This is a genomic window from Bacilli bacterium (genome assembly GCA_036381315.1).
Classification (GTDB): Bacteria; Bacillota; Bacilli; order Paenibacillales; family KCTC-25726; genus DASVDB01.
The window spans coordinates 1-18981 of record DASVDB010000021.1; the positions used below are offsets into that span (position 1 = coordinate 1).

An 18981-nucleotide genomic window follows, 5' to 3' on the forward strand; every position below is an offset into this window, starting at 1 on the left:
GATGCCGCTTTTTTTCGATCTGTTCATGCAAAAACAAAATCAGTCCGATGATGGCGAAAATCCCGAGCGGAACATTGATCCAGAACACCCACGACCAATGCCAATATTCGACGAAAAAACCGCCGATTGCCGGACCGACTATGGAGGAAATGCCCCATACACTGCTTAGGTAGCCCTGAATTTTTCCCCGTTCTTCAATTGTATAGATATCGCCGACAATCGTCGTGGCGATCGGCTGCACCGCTCCCGCGCCCAAGCCTTGAATCAACCGGTACAGAATCAGAAGGTTCATATTTGCGGCAAATCCGCATAAGACCGAACCGATTAAAAAAACAACAATGCCGAAAATCAACACCGGTTTTCGCCCGAACAAATCGGCCAGTTTGCCGTAAATCGGGATGGTGATCGCTTGCATCAACAAAAACGCGGAGAATACCCAACTAAACAACTTGAAACCGCCCAGATCGGCGACAATGCTCGGCATGGCGGTAGCCACAATCGTTGCTTCAACCGCCGACATAAACATGGACAGCATCACCGCCGCCAATACAAACGGCCGCTTCGTTCGGCGCGCGGGTCGGCCGGCTCCATTTTGCTGACTTATCTTCACTTTACTGCTCCTCCGGAATCAATGGATGTAGGCAATTGGACCCAAGGAAAAAAAAGGATTTTGCCAAAATACGTCGAAATAGCTAAGGAAGCTTGGAAATCGGATTCGATGCCATTATAACTGTTATCTCTTGATTGTTACAACTGTTTGCTTTTGAACAACAAGAAGCGGCGGCTAATTGAGGAGAAATTGCAAAATGCGCGATTTGGCGAAAAATTTGCTTTTCCCTTTTCGTTCGTGGAAAAACTTATTGTTTTTGCTTTGCCTTGCCGGGTTGGGCTGCCTGGGCAATCTCTTTGTTTTGCCGTTCAGCTTTGGCATCGAACTGTTTTTCGGCAGCATCTTTCACCTGGTCGTTGCCGTCTTGTTCGGGCCGGTCTGGGGGGCTGCCGCGGCGGTCCTTGCGGCGATCGTCTCGCCCGCCTTTTATGCCATTCCGGGTTATGCGGCGGCGGCCGCGGCCGAAGCTTTTTTTATCGGGATCGTTTGTTTTCGCGACAGACGGCGCGTTGTCTTATGGGCCTTGCTTTATTGGCTTGTGGTCGGCGTGCCGTTTTTGGCGCTGATCTATTATTGGCACCACCGGCATGTTGCGCTTATCGGGTACGTGTTTTTCATGCATGTGCTGGTGAATGGCCTGTTCAACGCGCTTGCGGCGGATATCATGCTAACCTATATGCCCTGGAGAAAGGTGTTGTTGGGGAAAACGGCGGCAAATACGCGGCTTGTCCGCATTTTGGTCCATTTGACAGTGCTGGCGGTCATCGGCCCGTTTTTTCTGACGATGCTGTTTAATTACAATTACAATGAAAAAACGATTTTTCATAATGCGCACGCCATGCTTGCCGCGAAAACCGACAATATTGCCGAGGAAATCAACGATTGGCCAATGGCGGAAAAAGAGGGCTTGCGGTTTCGCAATGTCATTCAACTGGGAAGTTTAAAAGAATTGCTATTGCGCAACGCGACGGACGACACAAACATGATTGTCGCGGACGACGGCGGCCATGAAATCATGAGCGTGGACGCAAAACCGTTAAAGGAATCGCAAAATATTTGGGCAAAGAGCGGCACATTTAAGCGTCTGGACGATCATTTTTACCTGTGGCTTCCCGGCAGCAGGGAATTTCCCTATTCCATGGACCGTTGGCGGGAAGGATTGCTGGTCAATATAGGCGAGATGAAAAACTATAACATAAACGTCGTTGCGCTCGTTCCGGTGGCAACTTACCTGGCGGACATCACGATCAGCCTGTACCACTACTATGTGACGGTTTTGCTGTGCATCTTTTTGGCCGGATTGTTGGCTTATCTGGTCAATGCGACGCTCGTTAAGTCTCTCTCCAATTTGGCGCAAACGACTACGGGACTGCCGTTCAAATTGGCGGGGAACGCGATGCTCGAATGGCCGCGCAGCCAAATTCTGGAGATTTCCGCGCTGATCGTCAATTTTCGGCTCATGGCGGAAAACCTCGTGCAAATGTTTAATCATACAAAGCAAATGACCGAAAAGTTAAAGATTAAAACCGCGCAATTGCAAATATCGGAAGAACGGCTGCACTTTTTGGCTTACTACGACGCGTTGACAGGCTTGCCGAATCGATTGCTGTTTACGAAAAATTTGAATAAAGCGCTCAAGGAAGCCAGGGAGTCCGATACAAGCGTTGCCGTCCTGTTTCTTGATTTGGACCAGTTCAAAAAAATTAACGATACGATGGGGCACGCGGCGGGCGACCGGCTTTTGCAAATTATGGCAAGCAAATTGCAGCCGCTGTCGCAAACCAATGTGCAAGTATTCCGACTGGGCGGCGACGAATTTGTCGCGCTGATGAAAAATGCTACGGTTGACGCCGCTCACAACTTTGCCAATGAGGTATTGGCAAGGTTTGCCCGTTCGATTTTCCTTTATGGCCAGGAGATTTTTGTTACGGCCAGCGTCGGAATCAGCATGTTCCCCGAAGACGGCGGCGACAGCGACACGATTGTGAAAAACGCCGACACGGCCATGTACGCCGCCAAGGAAAAAGGCGGCAACAACATTCGATTTTTTGACGCGAGCATGAACCGGATTATTTCCGATCGCATGACGTTGGAAACCAGCTTGCGAAAAGCGCTGGAACTGGAACAGTTCGAATTGTATTACCAGCCGAAGTATGACAGCCTGACCGATGAAATCGTCGGTGCGGAAGCTTTGCTGCGCTGGAATCATCCGGAAAAGGGCTTCATATCTCCCGCCGTATTCGTTCCGCTGGCTGAGGAAACGGGCCTGATCAATCAAATCGGGGAATGGGTCATCCGCACGGTGTGCAGGCAAAACAAAACCTGGCATGACATAGGCTTTCACAATCTTTGCGTCGCCGTAAACATTTCGGCCAGACAATTGTATGAACCGGATTTTGTCGGCAAAATTTCCCGCATTTTGAAAGAGACGAGATTAAAGGCAAAATACTTGCAGCTCGAAATCACGGAAGGGTTTTTTATCCACGACATGAACTATGTGGTGGATGTCATCAACAAGCTGCATAAAATGGGCATTCGCCTTTCCATTGACGATTTTGGAACCGGATACTCCTCGTTGAACCAGTTGAAGCATTTGCCCATCTATGAACTGAAAATCGACCAATCGTTCATCCGCAATATTTCCACAGAACGCCATAACGCCGCGATCGTCAAAGCGGTTATCGAGATGGCGCATTCCATGGGACTGATCGTCGTTGCGGAAGGCCTTGAAACGTTGGCTGAAAAGGAATATTTGATCGGTCTTCGTTGCGATCAACTGCAAGGTTTTTTAATGAGCAAACCGTTGTCGGCGGAAGGATTTGCGAAACTTCTTAAGCGGCATTTCGAATACGCTTACGGACAATTTCCGCGAGATCACAAGAAGATGCGTTAAAGTGCAATAAAAGGAGTGTTACACGATGAGAAAATTTGCGGCTTTTATTGCAATATGCGCTATTTTTTTAGCACTTTTGGCGGGATGCTACCAGGAAGAAAAGCCAAGTTCGCTCCCGCTCCTTTTGTCCGGCGATTCCACGGAACCGGATGCGCAGGCAAACGCCGCGGGCGATCATCCGGAGCTTACGATCTGGTCGTTTTTTGATCTGGACAAGACGTTTCTTGACAAATTCGCGGAAGCGCATCCGGACGTGAAAATACATACGAAAACATTTGCTTTCGAAGATGCGCTTAAAGCGTACATACAATCCTTCACCGCCGGAAATTCACCCGATCTGTTTTATCTGGACAACAGTTTTTTAGGCGCATTCAGCGGGAACGATTTGCTGCAGGATACGCTTACCCCGCCTTTTTCCGCCGGGAAATACCGCAAGCAAATCGCAGACGCGATATGGGAAAGCGCTTTGTCTATTGACGGCAAAAAACTGCTTGCCATGCCGGTGGGGCTTGCTCCGGCCGTAACCTTTTACCGTGCGGATATTCTTGCGAAGTACGGATTTCCAACCAATCCTGTTGAACTCGGGAATTATATCGCACATGAAGAGAATTGGCTCGGTATGGGCAAGGAATTGAAAAAACACGGCATTTATATCGACCAATGGGACACGGAGCCGATGGACTTGTTTGCGCTCGCTCATGGTTTGTTTGACCGCAATCTGAATTATCAGCGCGACAACGACGTGTTTGCCCGCGCATTGAACATTTCCCGAAACATTAATCGGCTGGGGCTCGACTCGCGAATCAATATTTGGAATCAGGATGGAAACAAAGCGGTGAGCGAGGGCAAATTCGCCATGGTCTACATGGGCTCGTGGGGCGAAGAGCAACTTAAGGCATGGGCACCGGAAACAAGCGGGCTGTGGCGGGTGACCTTTGCGCCTTTTGGCCAATACGGCAACTGGGGCAGCACGTTGCTCGCGATTTCCTCTACCAGCCGGCATAAAGAGCTGGCCTGGGATTTTATCGAAACGCAATTCAACACGAAAAGCGAATCGCTCGTAACCATTCCGGGCAATCTTCAACTGCAGCATGATGAAAATGATCTCAAGCGGCCGCATCCTTTTCTGGGCGATCAGCCCGCCGGCGTCATTTTGCAGCAAGCGGTCGACAACATGCCCGCGCGCGTTGCCACTCCTCTGGATCAAGAGGCAGAAGCGTTTTGGAAAAAAACGATGAGCGAGCACATATTTAGCGGACTGGACACAAAGACGGCCATTCATGATGTGCAATCGCAAGTGACCGCCAAATTCGCGGACAAGATCGATCAGATACGCAACTATTTGCACGGCCAAAACCGCTGACGAAAAAGCCGGAAACAAGCAAACAATGGTTGTCAATAGCAGATTGTGAAAACATTCACGTTGTAACAAATGATTCACAACTTCTTTAAGGAATTTTGAACGAAGGCCAAAAGGTATTGTGAATAAGTTCACATGAACATACAATGAAACCAAGAAAAGTTCCTGAACAAAAGGAAGCAAAAATCGAATGGAGATGAGAAAGATGTTTGTCAACTTCTTGCGGAAAAATGTTTATGCGGCTGGTGTCCTGGCATTATTCAGAATTTATCTCGGGTGGGAATTCCTGAAAGCCGGATGGGAAAAGCTGGCGGGCCCGGAGCCGTTTGATGCGCGCGGCTTTCTGGTAGGAGCGGCGAAAAAGGCGGTCGGCGAGCATCCCGCGGTGCCTGGTTGGTGGGCGGACTTCCTGAACGGATTTGCCATTCCGAATGCCGGATTTTTTAACTTCCTCATTCCCTGGGGCGAACTTCTGGTCGGGATCGCGATGATCGCAGGCATTTTCACAACATTCGCCGCATTGATGGGAATCATCATGAACTTCGCCTTCCTGTTCTCGGGATCGACCAGCACCAACACGCAAATGGTTTTGCTCGCCATCTTCGTCCTGGTTGCCGGAGCAAACGCCGGGAAATTCGGACTTGACTATTACGTGCTGCCTTACCTCAAAAAGTATACGGGCAAAACATTTGCCAGGGAGCTGGAAACAAAAGCGCATTGAATCAGACGATAGCGACGGAATCGCAAGAGGGGACTTGCCGGCAGGCAGGTTCCCTCTTGCGGTTGGAACCGCAAAGCGTTAAAGAGCTTTTGCAGCAAAACAAGCCGTTTTTGCCAAAGTTTTGGCATTAGGCGCGTTGCTATTTGGCGGATTCATCCCGTATACTGTTGTATAAAGATACGCTGTATGAAAGGGGATGCGGCCTGTGTGGTTTTTGCGGCGGAAAAAAAAGCCGGAGCTTGAGGCCGGACAGGAATCGTCGTATCCGGTGGCCAAAGTTGATCTGGAGCAAATAAAACAAGCCGTTCGCAAATTTGAGGCAAATCTTGCAAAAGGCATCCACAGAACCGTCTTGATTCAGGAGGGCAACCGCCTGGACACACGGATGCTTGCTCCTTATTTGCAGGCCATTCCGGAACAAGATTTTTATATGTCAAAACATACATACGAAATATTTGCGGAAGCGGACAAAATGATCCCGTACTATCTGGATCTCGTTCAGGAGGCCGTGGATCGATATATCGAGGACAAAGGCAAGCCGCCTGTCATTTCCGGAAATTTGCAGCGCAAAATCAATTATGACGCGTTGATCGCCGCATTTTACCTGAAAGAAAAGCCGCCGATTCCGATGTATTTGACCACGGAGGAAAATTTGATCTCGCATCGTCCCCAGGAATAATTGTCTAAACGGCGCAGAATTGGAAACACTGATCAATTAAGTGTGATTAGTATCACAATCCCTCAGGCCATTCCTGCCTATAATCATAATGAAAAAAATTAAGGAGGAAATAAAATGAGCGACGTTAAGGCGACGGTAAAAGTGACGGAATATCCGCCGCATCTCAAACACAAAGTCATTTTCGAAACTTTCAGCGGTTTGCAAGCGGGCGAAGCGATGGAAATTATCAATGACCACGATCCGCGCCCGTTGAAATTTCAATTCGAGGATCAATATCCGGACCATTTTACATGGGAGTACCTGGAAAAAGGACCGGAAGTATTTCGCATCAAAATCGGCCGCGTATAATTTTTGTCTTTGATTCGCAATGGAGCCGGACGACAAAACGGGAAAATGAGGTGAATAATCGTGGCGGAAATTAAAGTGCTGAATGAAAGCACCATTAAAATCATCGCCGACGTTCCCGACGCACTCAAGATGATTGCCGAGGCCAGGCGCGATGTGCCGCGCTATGCGCACGACATCATCACGATCTATGAAAAAATGCCGGCGTTCGAATATACGTTTTTCTGTTTCTATGCATACGACAGCGCCGCCTTGTTCGAGTATATGCTGGGCGCCAACCCGCGTGAATACACATCGTTTTCGATGGATGCCCCGCCGGCGTTTTTCTACGTGCTGTACGGCGGCATGGCCGCACTGTATGAGGAAGCGAAGAAATCGCAACCGCAAGATGCCGTGCAAACAGGCTGATCGGCTCTGCACCCTGCAATTTTGATAAAAGTTCAATTCGGCATAGTCGTTGGTATTCGGCTATGCCTTAAAATTGTTGGGCCCCTCGTAAGCCCCCTAAACATACCTATTCTTCTCTGCACAGCGCTAACGGACGCCGCAGAGGCTATTTGCCGAAAAAAGGCTGTTTAAAAATTTTAACGAACGCCACCGCGGCTATTCGCCTTATTTTTGCCTGAATTCCGCACAAAGTGCTAAAATAAGCGCGCCTACGTCCGTTTAAACTGGAAAACCGGGCGTAAAACCCGAAATAGCCTCTGTCACGTCCACTAGACCGGAAAGCCCACCAACACGTCCGTTTGATCAGAAAGCCCACTACCATACGCCTGTTTGATCAGAAAGTCCACTACCATATGTCCGTTAGACCGGAAAGCCCACTTCCACCGGTGGCAAGCTGGCGAACCGACCGGGTTTCCAAGCCAAACTTTCGTCATCGTAACGGGTTACTTCCCCGCTTTTTTCCGCCAATCGAGAATGGCGAACGGGAAATAAAGCAAGAGAAAGGTGACGATGCCGATTAGTTCCATCGAGACGATATACCACGGCCACGGCCCGAGATAGTCCAAAAGCGAAGGCAACTCGGGTTTGTGCACAATAAATAAGTAGTTGCCGTTTGTCCACTTGTTGACAAAAACGATAAACAACATATAGATATTAAGGAACAGCCATGTTTTCCAAATGGACTTGAATGTCGGGCGATAATGGTTGGCCCATGTCATCAATAAGCAGCTAATCACGATTCCGCCGTGCGCGATAAAAAAATAATAGTACGTAAAGTGGGGGAAATCGGAAAGAATAGCCGACGGCGTGACCAATGCCTGAACGGCACCGCCGATTCCGGCAAAATAAGTGAATTCATAAAGCGTGTAGCTCTTGGTGAGCAGCATGATGATCGATAATATCATCGTAAAACTGCAAAGCTGAAAAGGCAGGGAAGCGTCCAGCGACCATTCGTCAAAAGCGAAATACCAAACGTAAAGCGCGATTTCAAAAGCGATCAGGATGCCTGCCAGCGAAAACCGTACGATGTCGAACGCTCTTTTTTCCTGCAGGGCATGGCGGCTGAAATAAAGGACGGCTATTAAAACGAGAATCGTGAGCAAAGCGCTGTTATGCGTTCTGGAAAAAAACGTAAAAGGTAGCAAGTTGTGATCGTAACGGAACAAATCGCCCATGTTATTCCTCCGAATAGGTTTATTCGAGGGGAAATCTCTGCTATCATATAGTTTATATAGACTTGCGACAGGGCGCAATTCATTTTTTGGCGCAAAAATTTAAAAACCGAAGGAGGTGTCACGCGTGTATCAGTTGAGGGAAAAGGAAATGATTTTTGTCTTTACCGGTCCGGACGGGTCAGGGAGGAAAACGGTGGGCGATATGGTAGGCACGACATTGGGACTGCCCAAAGTTTTATCGTATACGACGCGTCCCCGCAGAGATTCGGAAGTGCATGGCCAGGATTATTGGTTTATTGCGCGTAAAGAGTTTGATGAGGCGGAACAAAAAGGCGAATTTCTGGAAAGCATCGAAATCGACGGCAACAAATACGGGATCAAAAACAGCGATGTCGAGGAGATGTTTAAAGAACACGATTTCATTTACCTGATCATCAACACCAAGGGCGCCCATACGCTGAAACAATTGTACGGAGACAAAGTAACGCGCATTTTTATCTACATTGACAAGAAAACAATCCTTGAGCGGCAAAAAAATGCCGGAGCGGACGAAGCGACCATTCAGCGCCATGCGGATCATTATGAAGAAGCGATGAGTTACATGCCGCAATGCCGGCATGCGTTTGAGAACGCGGATCTGGCGCATACCGTGTTTGCGGTGTCCAATACGCTGGAAGCATATATGAACAGGAATTTGATTGATAAAGATTAATGATTGATCGCTTTGTCGAAATCGGGGCAGCTGGCTGTGTCGAGAATGGCGCGCAACGCCCGCAATGCCGATCGTTTCATCCCCAGTTTTCCCGCACAGCTTTTCATTTCCGCCAATTGCCCGGGATTATGCAACAAATTGGCAAGATGAGCGGCGAATTCCGCCGTATCATCCGCATGGACCGCAATGCCGGCTTGGCATAAAAAGTCGGCGTTGTCCTGTTCTTGCCCCGGCAATGTTCCCGTCAACAACAGCGGCCGCTCCATTGCCGCCGCTTCGGCGGTCGTTAATCCTCCCGGCTTGGTGATGATCAGGTCGGACGCCGCCATCAGCTCGTGAATGTTATTGACATAACCGGTGATCGTCACTTGGTCGCGGTAGAGCGAAAATTCCTCGGAAAGCTTTTTTTGCAGTTTTTCATTCCGTCCGCAGACGATAATAAATTTGGCGTCGTTTGCGGCGGCCGTTTTCTTGACAACGTCGGCAATTTCTTTGCCGATCAGGCCGTATCCTCCGCCCATGACAAGCACGATCGGTTGCGCGCCATCAAAGCCGAATTTGCGCATCATGGCTTCTTTTTGCAGCGGCGACCAGAAGGGCGACCGCACGGGGATGCCGGTGGCGGAGATCCTGGCCGCGGGGATGCCGGTGGCGATAAGGGCGTCCCGCACCCGTTCCGAGCCAACAATATAGCGGTCGGTACCGGGGTTCAGCCAGTAGCTGTGGTCGGTATGATCGGTGATCACCGTAACGGTCGGCACCCGCAACAGGCCGTTTTCTTTCAATAGCGCCATGGCCGTCGCCGCGACCGGAAATGTGCTGACGACCACCGACGGATGAACCTCGTAAATGTAGTGGAGCGTTTTTTCCAGATCGAGCAATTTGATTTTCTTGAGAGCGTCGGAAAAAGAGCCCTGCTTGCGCGTCTTCTGAAAAAGATATCCATATACGGACGGAAACGTTTTGACCCCATGTATATAGAGAAATCTGCTTACTCCGTTCAACCGGGGATGCGCCCATTCCATAATATCTGTAATTGTAACTTCCGTCTCCGGTCGATACGCTTTGGCGGCCTCGCGAATGGCGACAGCGGCCTGGACGTGGCCGTCCCCGTAATTGCCGGTCAGAATCAAGATTTTTGCATTGCTGCTCACATTCGTCATCTTTTGTCCACCTCGGCATGCGTCCCGTTTGCGTGCAATCCTTTTTCTTATAAGCTTACTACGATTTCTATATTAATCCAAGTCGGCGCGAAGCAGAACAGACTAGCGATCATTTTTTTGCTGGACCTTGGTCCAGTTTTTTGCCTGTCGACGCTCGGGCAAATGAAGGGTACAATAAATAATGCCAAGGCGGAGGGCAATGGCGGATCGTGAGTGGAGGATCGAGAAGTTCCTGTCAAATTTCCCCGAGACACAATTAAGGAAGCGTTCAAGCATGAGTTGATTGACGATGGGGACCTCTGGCTGGACATGCTGCAAAAGCGAAACCTGATGGCGCACACCGTAGTTACGCATCCTTATTCCCGCATCCCCATATTACAAAAAAAGGCCCGAACGAAGGCGGGCCCGACTATCGTGTTGCTATGCGCTAACCGACCTTATGATTTCCCGCGTTTCAACCGCCGCGTATATTTCCGCGACAGCTTCCACCGGAATGGATGCCAAAAACCCGATACCTTTGGTTATCCAGGAATATCCGGGCGCCGCTTCATTGGCGCGCTCCACCTTGCCCTGCGCAAAGTTTTGGAGAATCAGTTCCCCCTCGCAAAGTGAATTCAGTTTCCCGTTGAAACAAGTTTCATCGCACAACACAACACAAATCTGCTGCCCAATATACCGGCGAATGCTTTCTTCATCCATGGACAAATGGCTGTTCATGCTTATTTTCCTCCTGTGGGCTTTGCGGCTTGCAATATCCGTCTCCATATGTGTATTCGCGAATGTTTCCGCGCGTATGGACGTTTCGGCGCACGCATCCATAAAATGAAATGAATCATTTCCCAGGGAGGTTTGGTCGCGTTGGACTATTTGGAAATGCTGGCACGGTTAGGGGTGGGCAGCGCGCATCCGGGCGGATACGCCAAAACGCTCAAGCAATTTTCGGAGCGGCCGTTGCCGCCGGGCGCGAACGTGCTGGACGCCGGCTGCGGTACAGGCAGAACCGCTTGTTATTTGGCTAAACAAAACATGCGGGTTACGGGCGTTGACATTCGCCCCGATATGATTGCAAAAGCGCAAAAAAGAGCGGAAGAAGAGCGGGTTGCCGCGCGTTTTCTGGTTGCGGATGTCTGTTCGTTGCCTTTTCCCGCGCAAACTTTCGACGTCGTGATTGCCGAATCGGTTTCCGTTTTTACGAATGCCGCCAGGGCGGCGGGCGAATATTGGCGGGTGCTCAAGTCCCGGGGCGAGTTATATGATCGGGAAATGGTGCAATGGAAACCTTGCCCTGCGGAAGTGGAACAGGCGGTAAACGATTTTTACGGCGTGCGCCTGATGCGGGCGCAAGATTGGCGCGAATTGCTGGAAAAAGCGGGATTTTCGCACGTGGAGTTTGGCGAGCACGACATTTTTCCGGTGGACAGCATCCTGGATGAATGGGAGCATCCCGATCTGAATCAGCAAGTCGATCCCGACGCTTTTTTGGATCCGGAAATTTGGAAAACAGCGAACCGGTACGCGGAAATTATGGAACAGTACGCGGAATATTTCGGTTATGTGCTCATGATTGCCCGCAAATAGCACAAAAGGGCGCTTTCTTTCGAACGGAAAGCGCCCTTTCGGGCTGTCAATATTCGCTTTCTTGATAGTACCCGGCAAACAATTTGCCGCCGTAAGGCTCAAGCGCTTGTTCCGCAAGTTTCGTTACGGCTTGCGCATTTCCGTTTGCGATGCAGTCCCGAATGGCGTCCATCCATGCGCGGGCGAATTCGGGCGCAAATTGTTGCAACGTTTTATACAGCCATTTTCCTTCCCCAATCCAACATTCATTGGCGCGCAAAAGAAAGATCGGCACCTTTTCGGCCAATGAAAGGGCGGTAAAGCAATGCTCGCCGCGGTTGGATGGTTCCTTCAAGTCTTCCAGCAGTTCGGTGATTTCATACCGGCAGCGGTTCATTTCGTCAAGGGACCAGGGCGCGGGCCCTTGCGCGACCTGGCGTTTGGCTTCGGCGATGATCGGCGCGCCGCTGCCGTTGTCCTTTAAAAGGCGCCCTTCGGCAATCATGCGCTGCAGCGCCGCCGTACCGGCCTCGCGATTTGCGGCAAACAAGTCCTCGTACGTATCGCTCGTGATGACGAACACTTCAACCGGCCATCCCCAGGCCATATAGGATTGGCGAAAAGGGCGCTCGCAAGTGTCGTCGATGATAACCAAATCGATGTCGGAGTGGCTGGAACCTTTGCCGGCCGCACAACTGCCCGCCCAAATCACGGCATTGCAGCCGGGAAAGTAATCGCCGATAAACCGGGTTGCCGCCATTTCCGCTGAAAGCCGCCGTTTCATTCTCCCTCACCCTCGTCTTGCCATGAACGATTAATCAAAGTGAATCTGCACCGGTCTTTCCACGTCGTCATGGTTGTCTTTGGAAATGCGGATCTCCAGAATGCCGTTTTTGTAATGCGCCCGGCATAATTGCGGGTTAACCGCCGCCGGCAAACGGATGTCGACGGGATCGCCTTCAGCCAATCCGGCCAGGCGGAGCCGGTAGCGGGTCGCGTGCAATTTGATCCTGGAAGCGTCCGTTTTGTCGGGAATGGGGATGCGCACGATGACGGCCCGATGGGTTTCGAATACTTCCGGATCGATGCCGGAAGTGAGCGAAAAGTTCGAAGACGCGCCGGGCAGAGCGCGTTTGAGCACATCCTGCACATATTTTTCAATCCACTGCGGGTCTTTCAGCATTTTCTCGACATGTTCGTTGTTTAAAAACGGCACTTTGCCGCCGAACAGCTTCTCGAAAGTTTTCCACTGCTCGCGTATTTGGTCGTTGATCGGGTTCATCTGCAACACCTCGCCTGACAGCTTCACCATACTATATGTAAAAATCCGGGCGATGGATACTGGATGCGCATTCGGCGCGCCGCGCCGCTTGGGCGTAACCCCTGCCCGGCGTGCGACATAGAAATAATAATGGGCGAACGGAGGGGGACGGATATGCCCGCAATAGTAGGAAATGTCAAGATATTGGCGGTTGGCCCAAGCTCCATTGTGCATATCGGCGACTCGATATTTTTATCCCCAATGAGCACTTCAAAAACGTATGCGGGATCCGGCTCGTTCAATACGGGCGATTTCCCGACAAATTACAATGCGCTGAACGCGACGCGCACGCTTGATACCGACCTGATTGACGACAGTGTTTCCAGGGTGGGATTGCCGTGAATATAACCGTAAACCAAAACATTTTGATCAAACAACTGCAAATTCAGTCGATCAGCCAATCGTCCGTATTGCAAATCGGCACTGCGGGAAAGATCAGCGGATTATCGCGCGCGTTCAATTTCGCTGGCTACGTTCCGGGAATATTTGCCGAGCCGGGGGTTACAACGGAACTTGTTGCTCCGTCGGCCCAGACGGAATTGGAACCGGCTGTTCCCCTGCCGTCTATCACTGCTTGATCGCGATTCGGGCTGGAACGGAAATTTCCTGCATATGATGTTTAGTGGTCGGATGCATACGAAGCGCATTCCTATCGGAATGCTTCAGGAGGTGCGTGTGATGCTGAACGCTCAGGAATTTTTCCGCATGGTGCAGTGGATGGCCCAACATTTTGCCTGGCAGGAAGAGAGATTGGCGGAGATCACCCGCACGCTGAACAGGTTGGAACAGGATTTGACGGCATTGAAGCAGCAAAAGGAAACCCGGATCGGCAGAGTAGAATATAAATTCGACCAGCTTAAGGTGGAAAAATTGGAGGGCACGCTCAATGTCGGCATGTCAACTCCGGGCGGCGCGGGCGAGATCGGGCAGTTGGCGGCGCCGGGGAATGCGGCGGACGATCCTCACGATGGCGGTCAAACCGCTCCAAATGATGAAAATGATGCCGCCGCGCTCATCCGCGCGGAAACAGACCGCTATGCCCGCGATGAATTGCCCGCGACGGTTCGGCGCATGGCCGATCATCACGGCATCGCAATGGACAACAGCTTTCATGGCATGATCACGGAAGATGTAAAGCGCCAATTGCAAGGACGTGTCCCCCGCTATGCCGAGCAGGCGGAACGGTTATACGGAAAATCAGTGGAGTCCGCCCAATTGCGGATGTGGATCGCACGGCGAATTAAAGAAGATGTGGAAGAAGGTTTAAGGCGCTATTTTGTCCGAATCGGACAGCAACGGGAGGCGAAAGAATGATTCTTGAGGTGACCAATCGGGAAGTGAAAGTCGGCGAAATTCGGGCGGCCGGCGTTTCCAGCTCATCCGTGCTGTTTATTGGCGATGCGAATGAAATCATCTTGTCCTCGTTCTTCGACTCGTTCCCGGAAGTAATCGAGCCGGTGGTGCCATTGCCCTCCCTGGGCGATTGACTGGAGGAGTTTTTGTGCGTGTTTCGCTGGTTGACGCGGTAAAAGTGAACAACGTCGGTCTGGATTCGGTGTTGTTTATCGGCGATAATCTTGTGCTGAACCCGAAAATTTCCGCGGTTGCGGTGCATCAACGCGAGCCGGTTTATGTTGGCGATATCAATGAATTTACGCCGCAAATTTTCCGCTTGCCCGAGGTTTGGTTCAGGGATAAGGAAACGGTTCGGCTGCGCGTGCGCCATACGCAACCGGTCATTCATGTCAATGTGGTGGATGTGCTGGCGGTATCCGCCGCTTCGATTTTGCAAATCGGCTCAACGCACACGATCCGGCCGGAAAGCAGGGTGAAGCATGCCCGCCGGGTTTTGGACTGAAGCGCTTGCGGCCCTTAATTCCCGGAAGCGAGTTTTTCCACTTTGGCCGTGTCGCGCTTTTTATCCAGGGGTTTGGCAATCTCGATTGCCGCATTTTTTTCTTTCGTTTGCTCCTCCATTTTGCTGGTGCCGTGGAAGATTCCGCCCTCCAGAATGTGCAGCGTCTGCACCTGAATGCTGCCGAACACTTTGCCTGTTGCGGTGATGCGCAGCATTTCCCGGGTGACGATGCTGCCGTGGACAGTCCCGGCGTTGATGACGTTGCGGGCCTGGATATTGGAATGAACGGAGCTGTTTTCGCCGATGGTTACGTCGCCGTCGCAAACAATGTCGCCGACAAATTTTCCTTCAATCCTGAGGCTTGCTTCCGAAACCAATTTTCCGTCAACCAGGGTGCCTTTTCCGATCAGTGTTTCGGTTGTATTGGGATTGACCCTGTTTTTTCTTTTTACGATCATGGCAAAATTCTCCCTTTCATGTTTTAATGGGGCAAATAATGTTCCGGATTCACATCTTCTCCGGATTTGATAACCTGGTAATGCAGATGCGGCCCCGTGCTTCTCCCCGTGTTGCCGAGTGTGCCGATGGTCTCGCCCTTTGCAACTTTTTCCCCTTTTCTTGCGCGAATGCTCTTTAAATGCAAATATTCGGTTTTAATCCCTTGCCCGTGATCGATAATGATATAATTGCCATGCGTTTTATCCGCCCCGACAAATTCAACTGTGCCGTCGGCGGTAGCCATCACGGGGTCGCCGATATTGCCGCCGATATCGATGCCGTTGTGGTAGCCGGGCTGGTTGGTGAACGGATCGCGCCTTACCCCGTAACCGGAGGTTACTATTCTGGAGACGGTCGGCCAGATGGATGGGGACACGCGTTGCAAGGCGATCTGTTCGTCAAGCGCTTTTTTATGTTCGGAAAGTTCCTGCGATAGCTGGCGCATTTGTTCATCCAGCCGGACGTACTCATCCTTGATCGAGTTGGAGTACGATTCCATGGCGCTGGCGGTGACATCGTGCCATTCGCCGCCTTCGGCTGTTGCGGCGGCCCCTGATTTTGGCGCATCCGCGCCAAGATTTTGCGATTGCCCCGATAAATTGCGAAGTTCCTGCTCAAGCCGCTCGATTTCTTGCAGTTTGGCTTTTACCGCATTTGCTTCTTCGCCCAGCATGACGATTTGATTTTGCAGTTGCCCGATCATTTCATTCTTTTCACCGACTATTTCCTGCCGCTGTTTTTTTTCCTGCTGAATTTGTGAAGATAAAAGCCTGATATGCTGGTTGTATTGGCTGCGCATGGAGAAAACCCAAAGCGATGCGGCAATGACGGCGATTGAAACGGAGGCGAACAGCGCCCAGGGCGTCCATTTGCCCACGTCTTTGTGCCAGACCGGCTTGTTTGCTTCGCGAATCATGACCAGGGTGAGCTTGTTTCGCCTGCGCTTGCGGTTTATCATGGAAAACTCCTTCTTGCGAAAAATCCGATGCTAACTAATACGTATGTCCGTTGTTTGGCGGATATACGTTTCAGGAGTTTCGTCCGGCGAGTTTGCGGAAGAACATAAGCCCATACAGGAAAACCGGAATGGTTAACATGAAAATGCCGTACACATACAGGTGCAGATAACGCATGTAGATGAAGTGGGTTCGCGCCATCAAGATCCCCGCAACCATCACGGCCGCCCCCAGCGCCAACAAGGTAATGAAATGCAATATGCGGCGCGACGGAGGAGAAATCTGGTCAAGGGCCACCCGTAAAAACAACCCGCAGCGGATAAAAATGCCGAAAATCATCAATACCTCGCCGTATACGTCGAAACGGTCAACAAAGCCCAGCGTCAGCAACCGGACGATCTCCAAAGAAGGAAAATACAGTTGTTTCGTCTGGCCAAGCCCGAAAATCATCACGACACCCGAAATCGTCAGCACCGCCGTTAATCCATTGGCGATTACACCTAACTGGCAGGCCCGCGCATAGCTTTTGCGCTTGTTTATATCGAGCGGAATAAATAACAGGAACAGCATTTCCGCCCAAATGCTGCACAAAACAAAAATTCCCCGGATGATTGGCGGCAAGCCGAACTCCATTACAGGCAACAGATTGCGAAAATTTTTTTCATACATATCGAAAATGCTGATCAAAATGCCGCTGAACATGGCGATATAGACAAGCATGCCCGCAACCAAAGCGATATTTTTATAACCTTTGTAGGTGAGATATACGCATGCAAGCATAAAGTAGAGCGCTATCGCCCATAGCGGCGTAAACGGCAGAAAGACGTATTTGATCAAATCCAGCAAGGACGCCAACGAATAAGCGGATAAAAACAGAAAATAGACGATAAAGACGCATTTCAGCAAAATGAGCGTGAACTTGCCGCCGATTTTGCCGATAAAATCGTCAAATCCGGAGGAAAAAGCGATGCGCAACCGGCAGATTGCCCAAACGGTCAACATGCCTAAAAGCGTGAAAACAAGCGCGGAGATCCAGCCGTCCCGTCCGGCAGCCAAATAGATTAACGGCAGGATATTGACATGCACCATAATGGATTGGGTCATGACGAGAAGATAAAAGACTTCAATCGCAGCAACCATATGTCGCCTTCTTTCCCGGGGAATTCAGTGCCTTTTAATGAAACGACCGGTTGGTCATTCCGGCGTTGCTGATGATCGTTTGTACGGAAACAGTTGCCGTCGCGGCGGCAAAAATGCTGTCCCAATCGCGCTTGAGCTCATGCCATTGTTGGGGATAGCGCCGATAAATCTTGATGCCGATGTCGGTAATGTCCGCGCGGTACTGTTTTTGCAATTTGCTTAACGAGCGCTCCACCAGCTGTTTAATGCGCGAAGAAACGGCATCCTGCAATTCTTCGATGCGCGCTTCCGTTAACTGTTCCGCGTCCGGGAAATCGGACAGCGAAGCTTTTGCGCGAATCGCGATATCCACATGCAGCGCATGATGGTTTAAGACCGGCTTGATGTTCGCTTTTCCGGCAAACAGTTCGACGCTTATTTTACTTTTGCCGTATGGCGACTGGACAGATATGGTGCCTCCGCGGAAGCGGTTAAGCAACCACGATAAACCGAACGTTTCATCCGCGTTTAACGTGCCGACCATCTTGTTATTTTTAATTACGGCTGTGCCCGATACTTCGGAAATTTGCTGGCCCTGCTCATCATGCATCGATACTACCGGCAAAAACGCGTTTTGCACCGGGCCGTCAATTTGCTCGAAAAAATCTTCAATCATGACCGGAATGAACGCCGGACTGTACCGGACGTCGTTTACAGCCCCAAATATGTCGGAAGACACGGTTTCTTTAAAAATCGGGGTGGACTTTAACACAGTGGCAGGCGAAGTGTCCGTGATTAAAATATAACTTCTGGGCCGTATCATCTGCTCGCGGCGCAGCGCCGCGACAACCGGCACAAAATTGGCGCGGGCCAGCTTTTCGCCAAAGAGCCATACTTCCGCGTGGGTAAATACCAACTGGCGTTTGATGCTTTGGGTAATATTTTCGATTGCCGCAGCCAAGGTATCCGCCCGAGTTGAGATGTAAGCGTTGGTTTGGCTGCCTGCCGCCCCTCCCGTTTGCGATTGATTGCTGCTTTGGCCGCTGCCGGTGAAAATGTTGACCCCGACTTCCAAAAGGCCGTGTTCGCCGCGATCCAGCCCCGCCCCCATGACCATCGCGCCGCGGTTAAACTCCAGGTTGTCCCAGCAGCCGGGCACAAGCGCTATAACCGCTATCATGCACGCCAATTTGCCAATATTGCGGAGCATGTTCTGTTCACCACTTTCTTGGCGCGTTGCGCAAACGCCGCTTTTTCCGGTTTGGAATGCTCCGCGGACGGTTTTGAAACCATTGCAACGGCCCGCGAATAATAAAGTCTTTCCAATCGGCAAAGTATGTCGGCGACATCGGCGCCATATACGGGGCGCCCATCGAAGTGATCGATACCATGTGCGTGATCGCAACGAGCGCGCCGACCGTAATGCCGAAAATGCCGAAGACGACAGTCGGGATTAACAATAAAATTCGCAGCATGGAAATAACCTCGGTAATCGGCGTAATAACAAAAGCAAAGATGGCGGAAATCGAAACGATGACAACGGTCGGCGCGCCGATAAATCCCGCCG

The 18981-nt window shown here is 50.8% G+C and carries 24 protein-coding genes and 1 pseudogene; 14 read left to right on the plus strand and 11 right to left on the minus strand.

From position 1 onward, the window contains the following. Positions 1-535: MFS transporter (locus tag VF260_01575; protein HEX7055872.1), on the minus strand; the 535-nt coding region annotated here is incomplete at its 3' end. A 271-nt stretch (positions 536-806) separates the two neighbouring features. Here VF260_01575 and VF260_01580 point away from each other — a divergent pair. The 6 genes from VF260_01580 to VF260_01605 all read left to right on the plus strand — a co-directional run bounded on the left by VF260_01580 (position 807) and on the right by VF260_01605 (position 7016). Further along, positions 807-3503, plus strand: a complete 2697-nt coding sequence (locus VF260_01580) for an EAL domain-containing protein (GenBank protein ID HEX7055873.1) — start codon at positions 807-809, stop codon at positions 3501-3503. A gap of 25 nt (positions 3504-3528) precedes the next feature. Beyond that, positions 3529-4866 (plus strand): extracellular solute-binding protein, encoded by a 1338-nt coding sequence (locus tag VF260_01585; protein ID HEX7055874.1) that lies wholly within the window; start codon positions 3529-3531, stop codon positions 4864-4866. 202 nt (positions 4867-5068) lie between these two features. Then, positions 5069-5584, plus strand: a complete 516-nt coding sequence (locus VF260_01590) for a DoxX family protein (protein ID HEX7055875.1) — start codon at positions 5069-5071, stop codon at positions 5582-5584. 205 nt (positions 5585-5789) lie between these two features. Continuing rightward, a complete protein-coding gene (locus tag VF260_01595) occupies positions 5790-6263 on the plus strand; it encodes a DUF3939 domain-containing protein (protein ID HEX7055876.1) in 474 nt (157 codons plus the stop codon). 114 nt (positions 6264-6377) lie between these two features. Continuing rightward, positions 6378-6611 carry a DUF2249 domain-containing protein gene (locus VF260_01600; protein ID HEX7055877.1) on the plus strand — a complete coding sequence of 78 codons (234 nt, stop codon included), beginning with the start codon at positions 6378-6380 and terminating at the stop codon, positions 6609-6611. Between the two features lie 60 nt (positions 6612-6671). Then, entirely contained in the window at positions 6672-7016 is a 345-nt protein-coding gene (locus VF260_01605; protein HEX7055878.1) for a hypothetical protein, read from the plus strand. A gap of 482 nt (positions 7017-7498) precedes the next feature. Here the strand turns inward: VF260_01605 and VF260_01610 are convergent, their stop codons facing one another. After that, positions 7499-8230: a TIGR02206 family membrane protein gene (locus tag VF260_01610; protein ID HEX7055879.1), complete on the minus strand. Its 732-nt coding sequence runs from the start codon at positions 8228-8230 to the stop codon at positions 7499-7501. 124 nt (positions 8231-8354) lie between these two features. Between VF260_01610 and VF260_01615 the strand changes: the two genes are divergently transcribed. Beyond that, a complete protein-coding gene (locus VF260_01615; protein HEX7055880.1) occupies positions 8355-8942 on the plus strand; it encodes a guanylate kinase in 588 nt (195 codons plus the stop codon). Here the strand turns inward: VF260_01615 and VF260_01620 are convergent. After that, on the minus strand, positions 8939-10105 hold the full coding sequence (locus tag VF260_01620) for a glycosyltransferase (protein HEX7055881.1): 1167 nt from the start codon (positions 10103-10105) through the stop codon (positions 8939-8941). The genes VF260_01615 and VF260_01620 overlap by 4 nt on opposite strands. Positions 10106-10318: 213 nt before the next feature. Between VF260_01620 and VF260_01625 the strand changes: the two are divergent. Beyond that, a pseudogene (locus tag VF260_01625) lies at positions 10319-10435 on the plus strand (nucleotidyltransferase substrate binding protein). A gap of 90 nt (positions 10436-10525) precedes the next feature. Here VF260_01625 and VF260_01630 read toward each other — a convergent pair. Then, positions 10526-10822 carry a hypothetical protein gene (locus tag VF260_01630; GenBank protein ID HEX7055882.1) on the minus strand — a complete coding sequence of 99 codons (297 nt, stop codon included), beginning with the start codon at positions 10820-10822 and terminating at the stop codon, positions 10526-10528. 141 nt (positions 10823-10963) lie between these two features. Between VF260_01630 and VF260_01635 the strand changes: the two genes are divergently transcribed. Beyond that, entirely contained in the window at positions 10964-11683 is a 720-nt protein-coding gene (locus VF260_01635) for a methyltransferase domain-containing protein (protein ID HEX7055883.1), read from the plus strand. Between the two features lie 46 nt (positions 11684-11729). Here the strand turns inward: VF260_01635 and VF260_01640 are convergent, their stop codons facing one another. Both VF260_01640 and VF260_01645 read right to left on the minus strand, forming a co-directional pair. After that, positions 11730-12446, minus strand: a complete 717-nt coding sequence (locus VF260_01640) for a nucleotidyltransferase domain-containing protein (protein HEX7055884.1) — start codon at positions 12444-12446, stop codon at positions 11730-11732. A 30-nt stretch (positions 12447-12476) separates the two neighbouring features. Further along, positions 12477-13157 carry an Hsp20/alpha crystallin family protein gene (locus tag VF260_01645; GenBank protein HEX7055885.1) on the minus strand — a complete coding sequence of 227 codons (681 nt, stop codon included), beginning with the start codon at positions 13155-13157 and terminating at the stop codon, positions 12477-12479. On the opposite strand from VF260_01645, the gene VF260_01650 reads away from it, so the two are divergent. The 5 genes from VF260_01650 to VF260_01670 all read left to right on the plus strand — a co-directional run bounded on the left by VF260_01650 (position 13098) and on the right by VF260_01670 (position 14841). Beyond that, on the plus strand, positions 13098-13325 hold the full coding sequence (locus VF260_01650; protein HEX7055886.1) for a spore germination protein: 228 nt from the start codon (positions 13098-13100) through the stop codon (positions 13323-13325). The two genes, VF260_01645 and VF260_01650, sit on opposite strands and share 60 nt — an antisense overlap. Beyond that, on the plus strand, positions 13322-13561 hold the full coding sequence (locus VF260_01655; GenBank protein HEX7055887.1) for a spore germination protein GerPB: 240 nt from the start codon (positions 13322-13324) through the stop codon (positions 13559-13561). Before VF260_01650 ends, VF260_01655 begins: the two co-directional genes overlap by 4 nt. A gap of 100 nt (positions 13562-13661) precedes the next feature. Then, positions 13662-14297 (plus strand): spore germination protein GerPC, encoded by a 636-nt coding sequence (gene gerPC, locus VF260_01660; protein HEX7055888.1) that lies wholly within the window; start codon positions 13662-13664, stop codon positions 14295-14297. Beyond that, complete coding sequence (locus VF260_01665; protein HEX7055889.1) at positions 14294-14470, plus strand: spore gernimation protein GerPD; 177 nt, start codon at positions 14294-14296, stop codon at positions 14468-14470. Before gerPC ends, VF260_01665 begins: the two co-directional genes overlap by 4 nt. A 14-nt stretch (positions 14471-14484) precedes the next feature. Further along, a complete protein-coding gene (locus VF260_01670; GenBank protein HEX7055890.1) occupies positions 14485-14841 on the plus strand; it encodes a spore germination protein GerPE in 357 nt (118 codons plus the stop codon). 14 nt (positions 14842-14855) lie between these two features. On the opposite strand, the gene VF260_01675 is transcribed toward VF260_01670, so the two are convergent. The 5 genes from VF260_01675 to VF260_01695 all read right to left on the minus strand — a co-directional run. Continuing rightward, positions 14856-15299 (minus strand): polymer-forming cytoskeletal protein, encoded by a 444-nt coding sequence (locus VF260_01675; GenBank protein ID HEX7055891.1) that lies wholly within the window; start codon positions 15297-15299, stop codon positions 14856-14858. Positions 15300-15322: 23 nt separating this feature from the next. Beyond that, complete coding sequence (locus tag VF260_01680; GenBank protein HEX7055892.1) at positions 15323-16297, minus strand: peptidoglycan DD-metalloendopeptidase family protein; 975 nt, start codon at positions 16295-16297, stop codon at positions 15323-15325. A 70-nt stretch (positions 16298-16367) separates the two neighbouring features. Beyond that, positions 16368-17435, minus strand: coding sequence for a GerAB/ArcD/ProY family transporter (locus tag VF260_01685; GenBank protein HEX7055893.1), 1068 nt, complete (start codon positions 17433-17435; stop codon positions 16368-16370). A gap of 34 nt (positions 17436-17469) precedes the next feature. After that, on the minus strand, positions 17470-18624 hold the full coding sequence (locus tag VF260_01690; protein ID HEX7055894.1) for a Ger(x)C family spore germination protein: 1155 nt from the start codon (positions 18622-18624) through the stop codon (positions 17470-17472). A gap of 7 nt (positions 18625-18631) precedes the next feature. Further along, on the minus strand, positions 18632-18981 hold a 350-nt coding region (locus tag VF260_01695), incomplete at its 5' end, for a spore germination protein (GenBank protein HEX7055895.1).

Excerpts from the sequence above, each read along its gene's own strand:
- VF260_01580 (HEX7055873.1), top strand. The coding sequence starts at position 807 with ATGCGCGATTTGGCGAAAAATTTGCTTTTCCCTTTTCGTTCGTGGAAA.
- VF260_01585 (HEX7055874.1), top strand. The coding sequence starts at position 3,529 with ATGAGAAAATTTGCGGCTTTTATTGCAATATGCGCTATTTTTTTAGCA.
- VF260_01590 (HEX7055875.1), top strand. The coding sequence starts at position 5,069 with ATGTTTGTCAACTTCTTGCGGAAAAATGTTTATGCGGCTGGTGTCCTG.
- VF260_01600 (HEX7055877.1), top strand. The coding sequence starts at position 6,378 with ATGAGCGACGTTAAGGCGACGGTAAAAGTGACGGAATATCCGCCGCAT.
- VF260_01610 (HEX7055879.1), bottom strand. The coding sequence starts at position 8,230 with ATGGGCGATTTGTTCCGTTACGATCACAACTTGCTACCTTTTACGTTT.
- VF260_01620 (HEX7055881.1), bottom strand. The coding sequence starts at position 10,105 with ATGACGAATGTGAGCAGCAATGCAAAAATCTTGATTCTGACCGGCAAT.
- VF260_01630 (HEX7055882.1), bottom strand. The coding sequence starts at position 10,822 with ATGAACAGCCATTTGTCCATGGATGAAGAAAGCATTCGCCGGTATATT.
- VF260_01640 (HEX7055884.1), bottom strand. The coding sequence starts at position 12,446 with ATGAAACGGCGGCTTTCAGCGGAAATGGCGGCAACCCGGTTTATCGGC.
- VF260_01650 (HEX7055886.1), top strand. The coding sequence starts at position 13,098 with ATGCCCGCAATAGTAGGAAATGTCAAGATATTGGCGGTTGGCCCAAGC.
- VF260_01645 (HEX7055885.1), bottom strand. The coding sequence starts at position 13,157 with ATGCACAATGGAGCTTGGGCCAACCGCCAATATCTTGACATTTCCTAC.
- gerPC (HEX7055888.1), top strand. The coding sequence starts at position 13,662 with ATGCTGAACGCTCAGGAATTTTTCCGCATGGTGCAGTGGATGGCCCAA.
- VF260_01665 (HEX7055889.1), top strand. The coding sequence starts at position 14,294 with ATGATTCTTGAGGTGACCAATCGGGAAGTGAAAGTCGGCGAAATTCGG.
- VF260_01675 (HEX7055891.1), bottom strand. The coding sequence starts at position 15,299 with ATGATCGTAAAAAGAAAAAACAGGGTCAATCCCAATACAACCGAAACA.
- VF260_01680 (HEX7055892.1), bottom strand. The coding sequence starts at position 16,297 with ATGATAAACCGCAAGCGCAGGCGAAACAAGCTCACCCTGGTCATGATT.
- VF260_01685 (HEX7055893.1), bottom strand. The coding sequence starts at position 17,435 with ATGGTTGCTGCGATTGAAGTCTTTTATCTTCTCGTCATGACCCAATCC.
- VF260_01690 (HEX7055894.1), bottom strand. The coding sequence starts at position 18,624 with ATGCTCCGCAATATTGGCAAATTGGCGTGCATGATAGCGGTTATAGCG.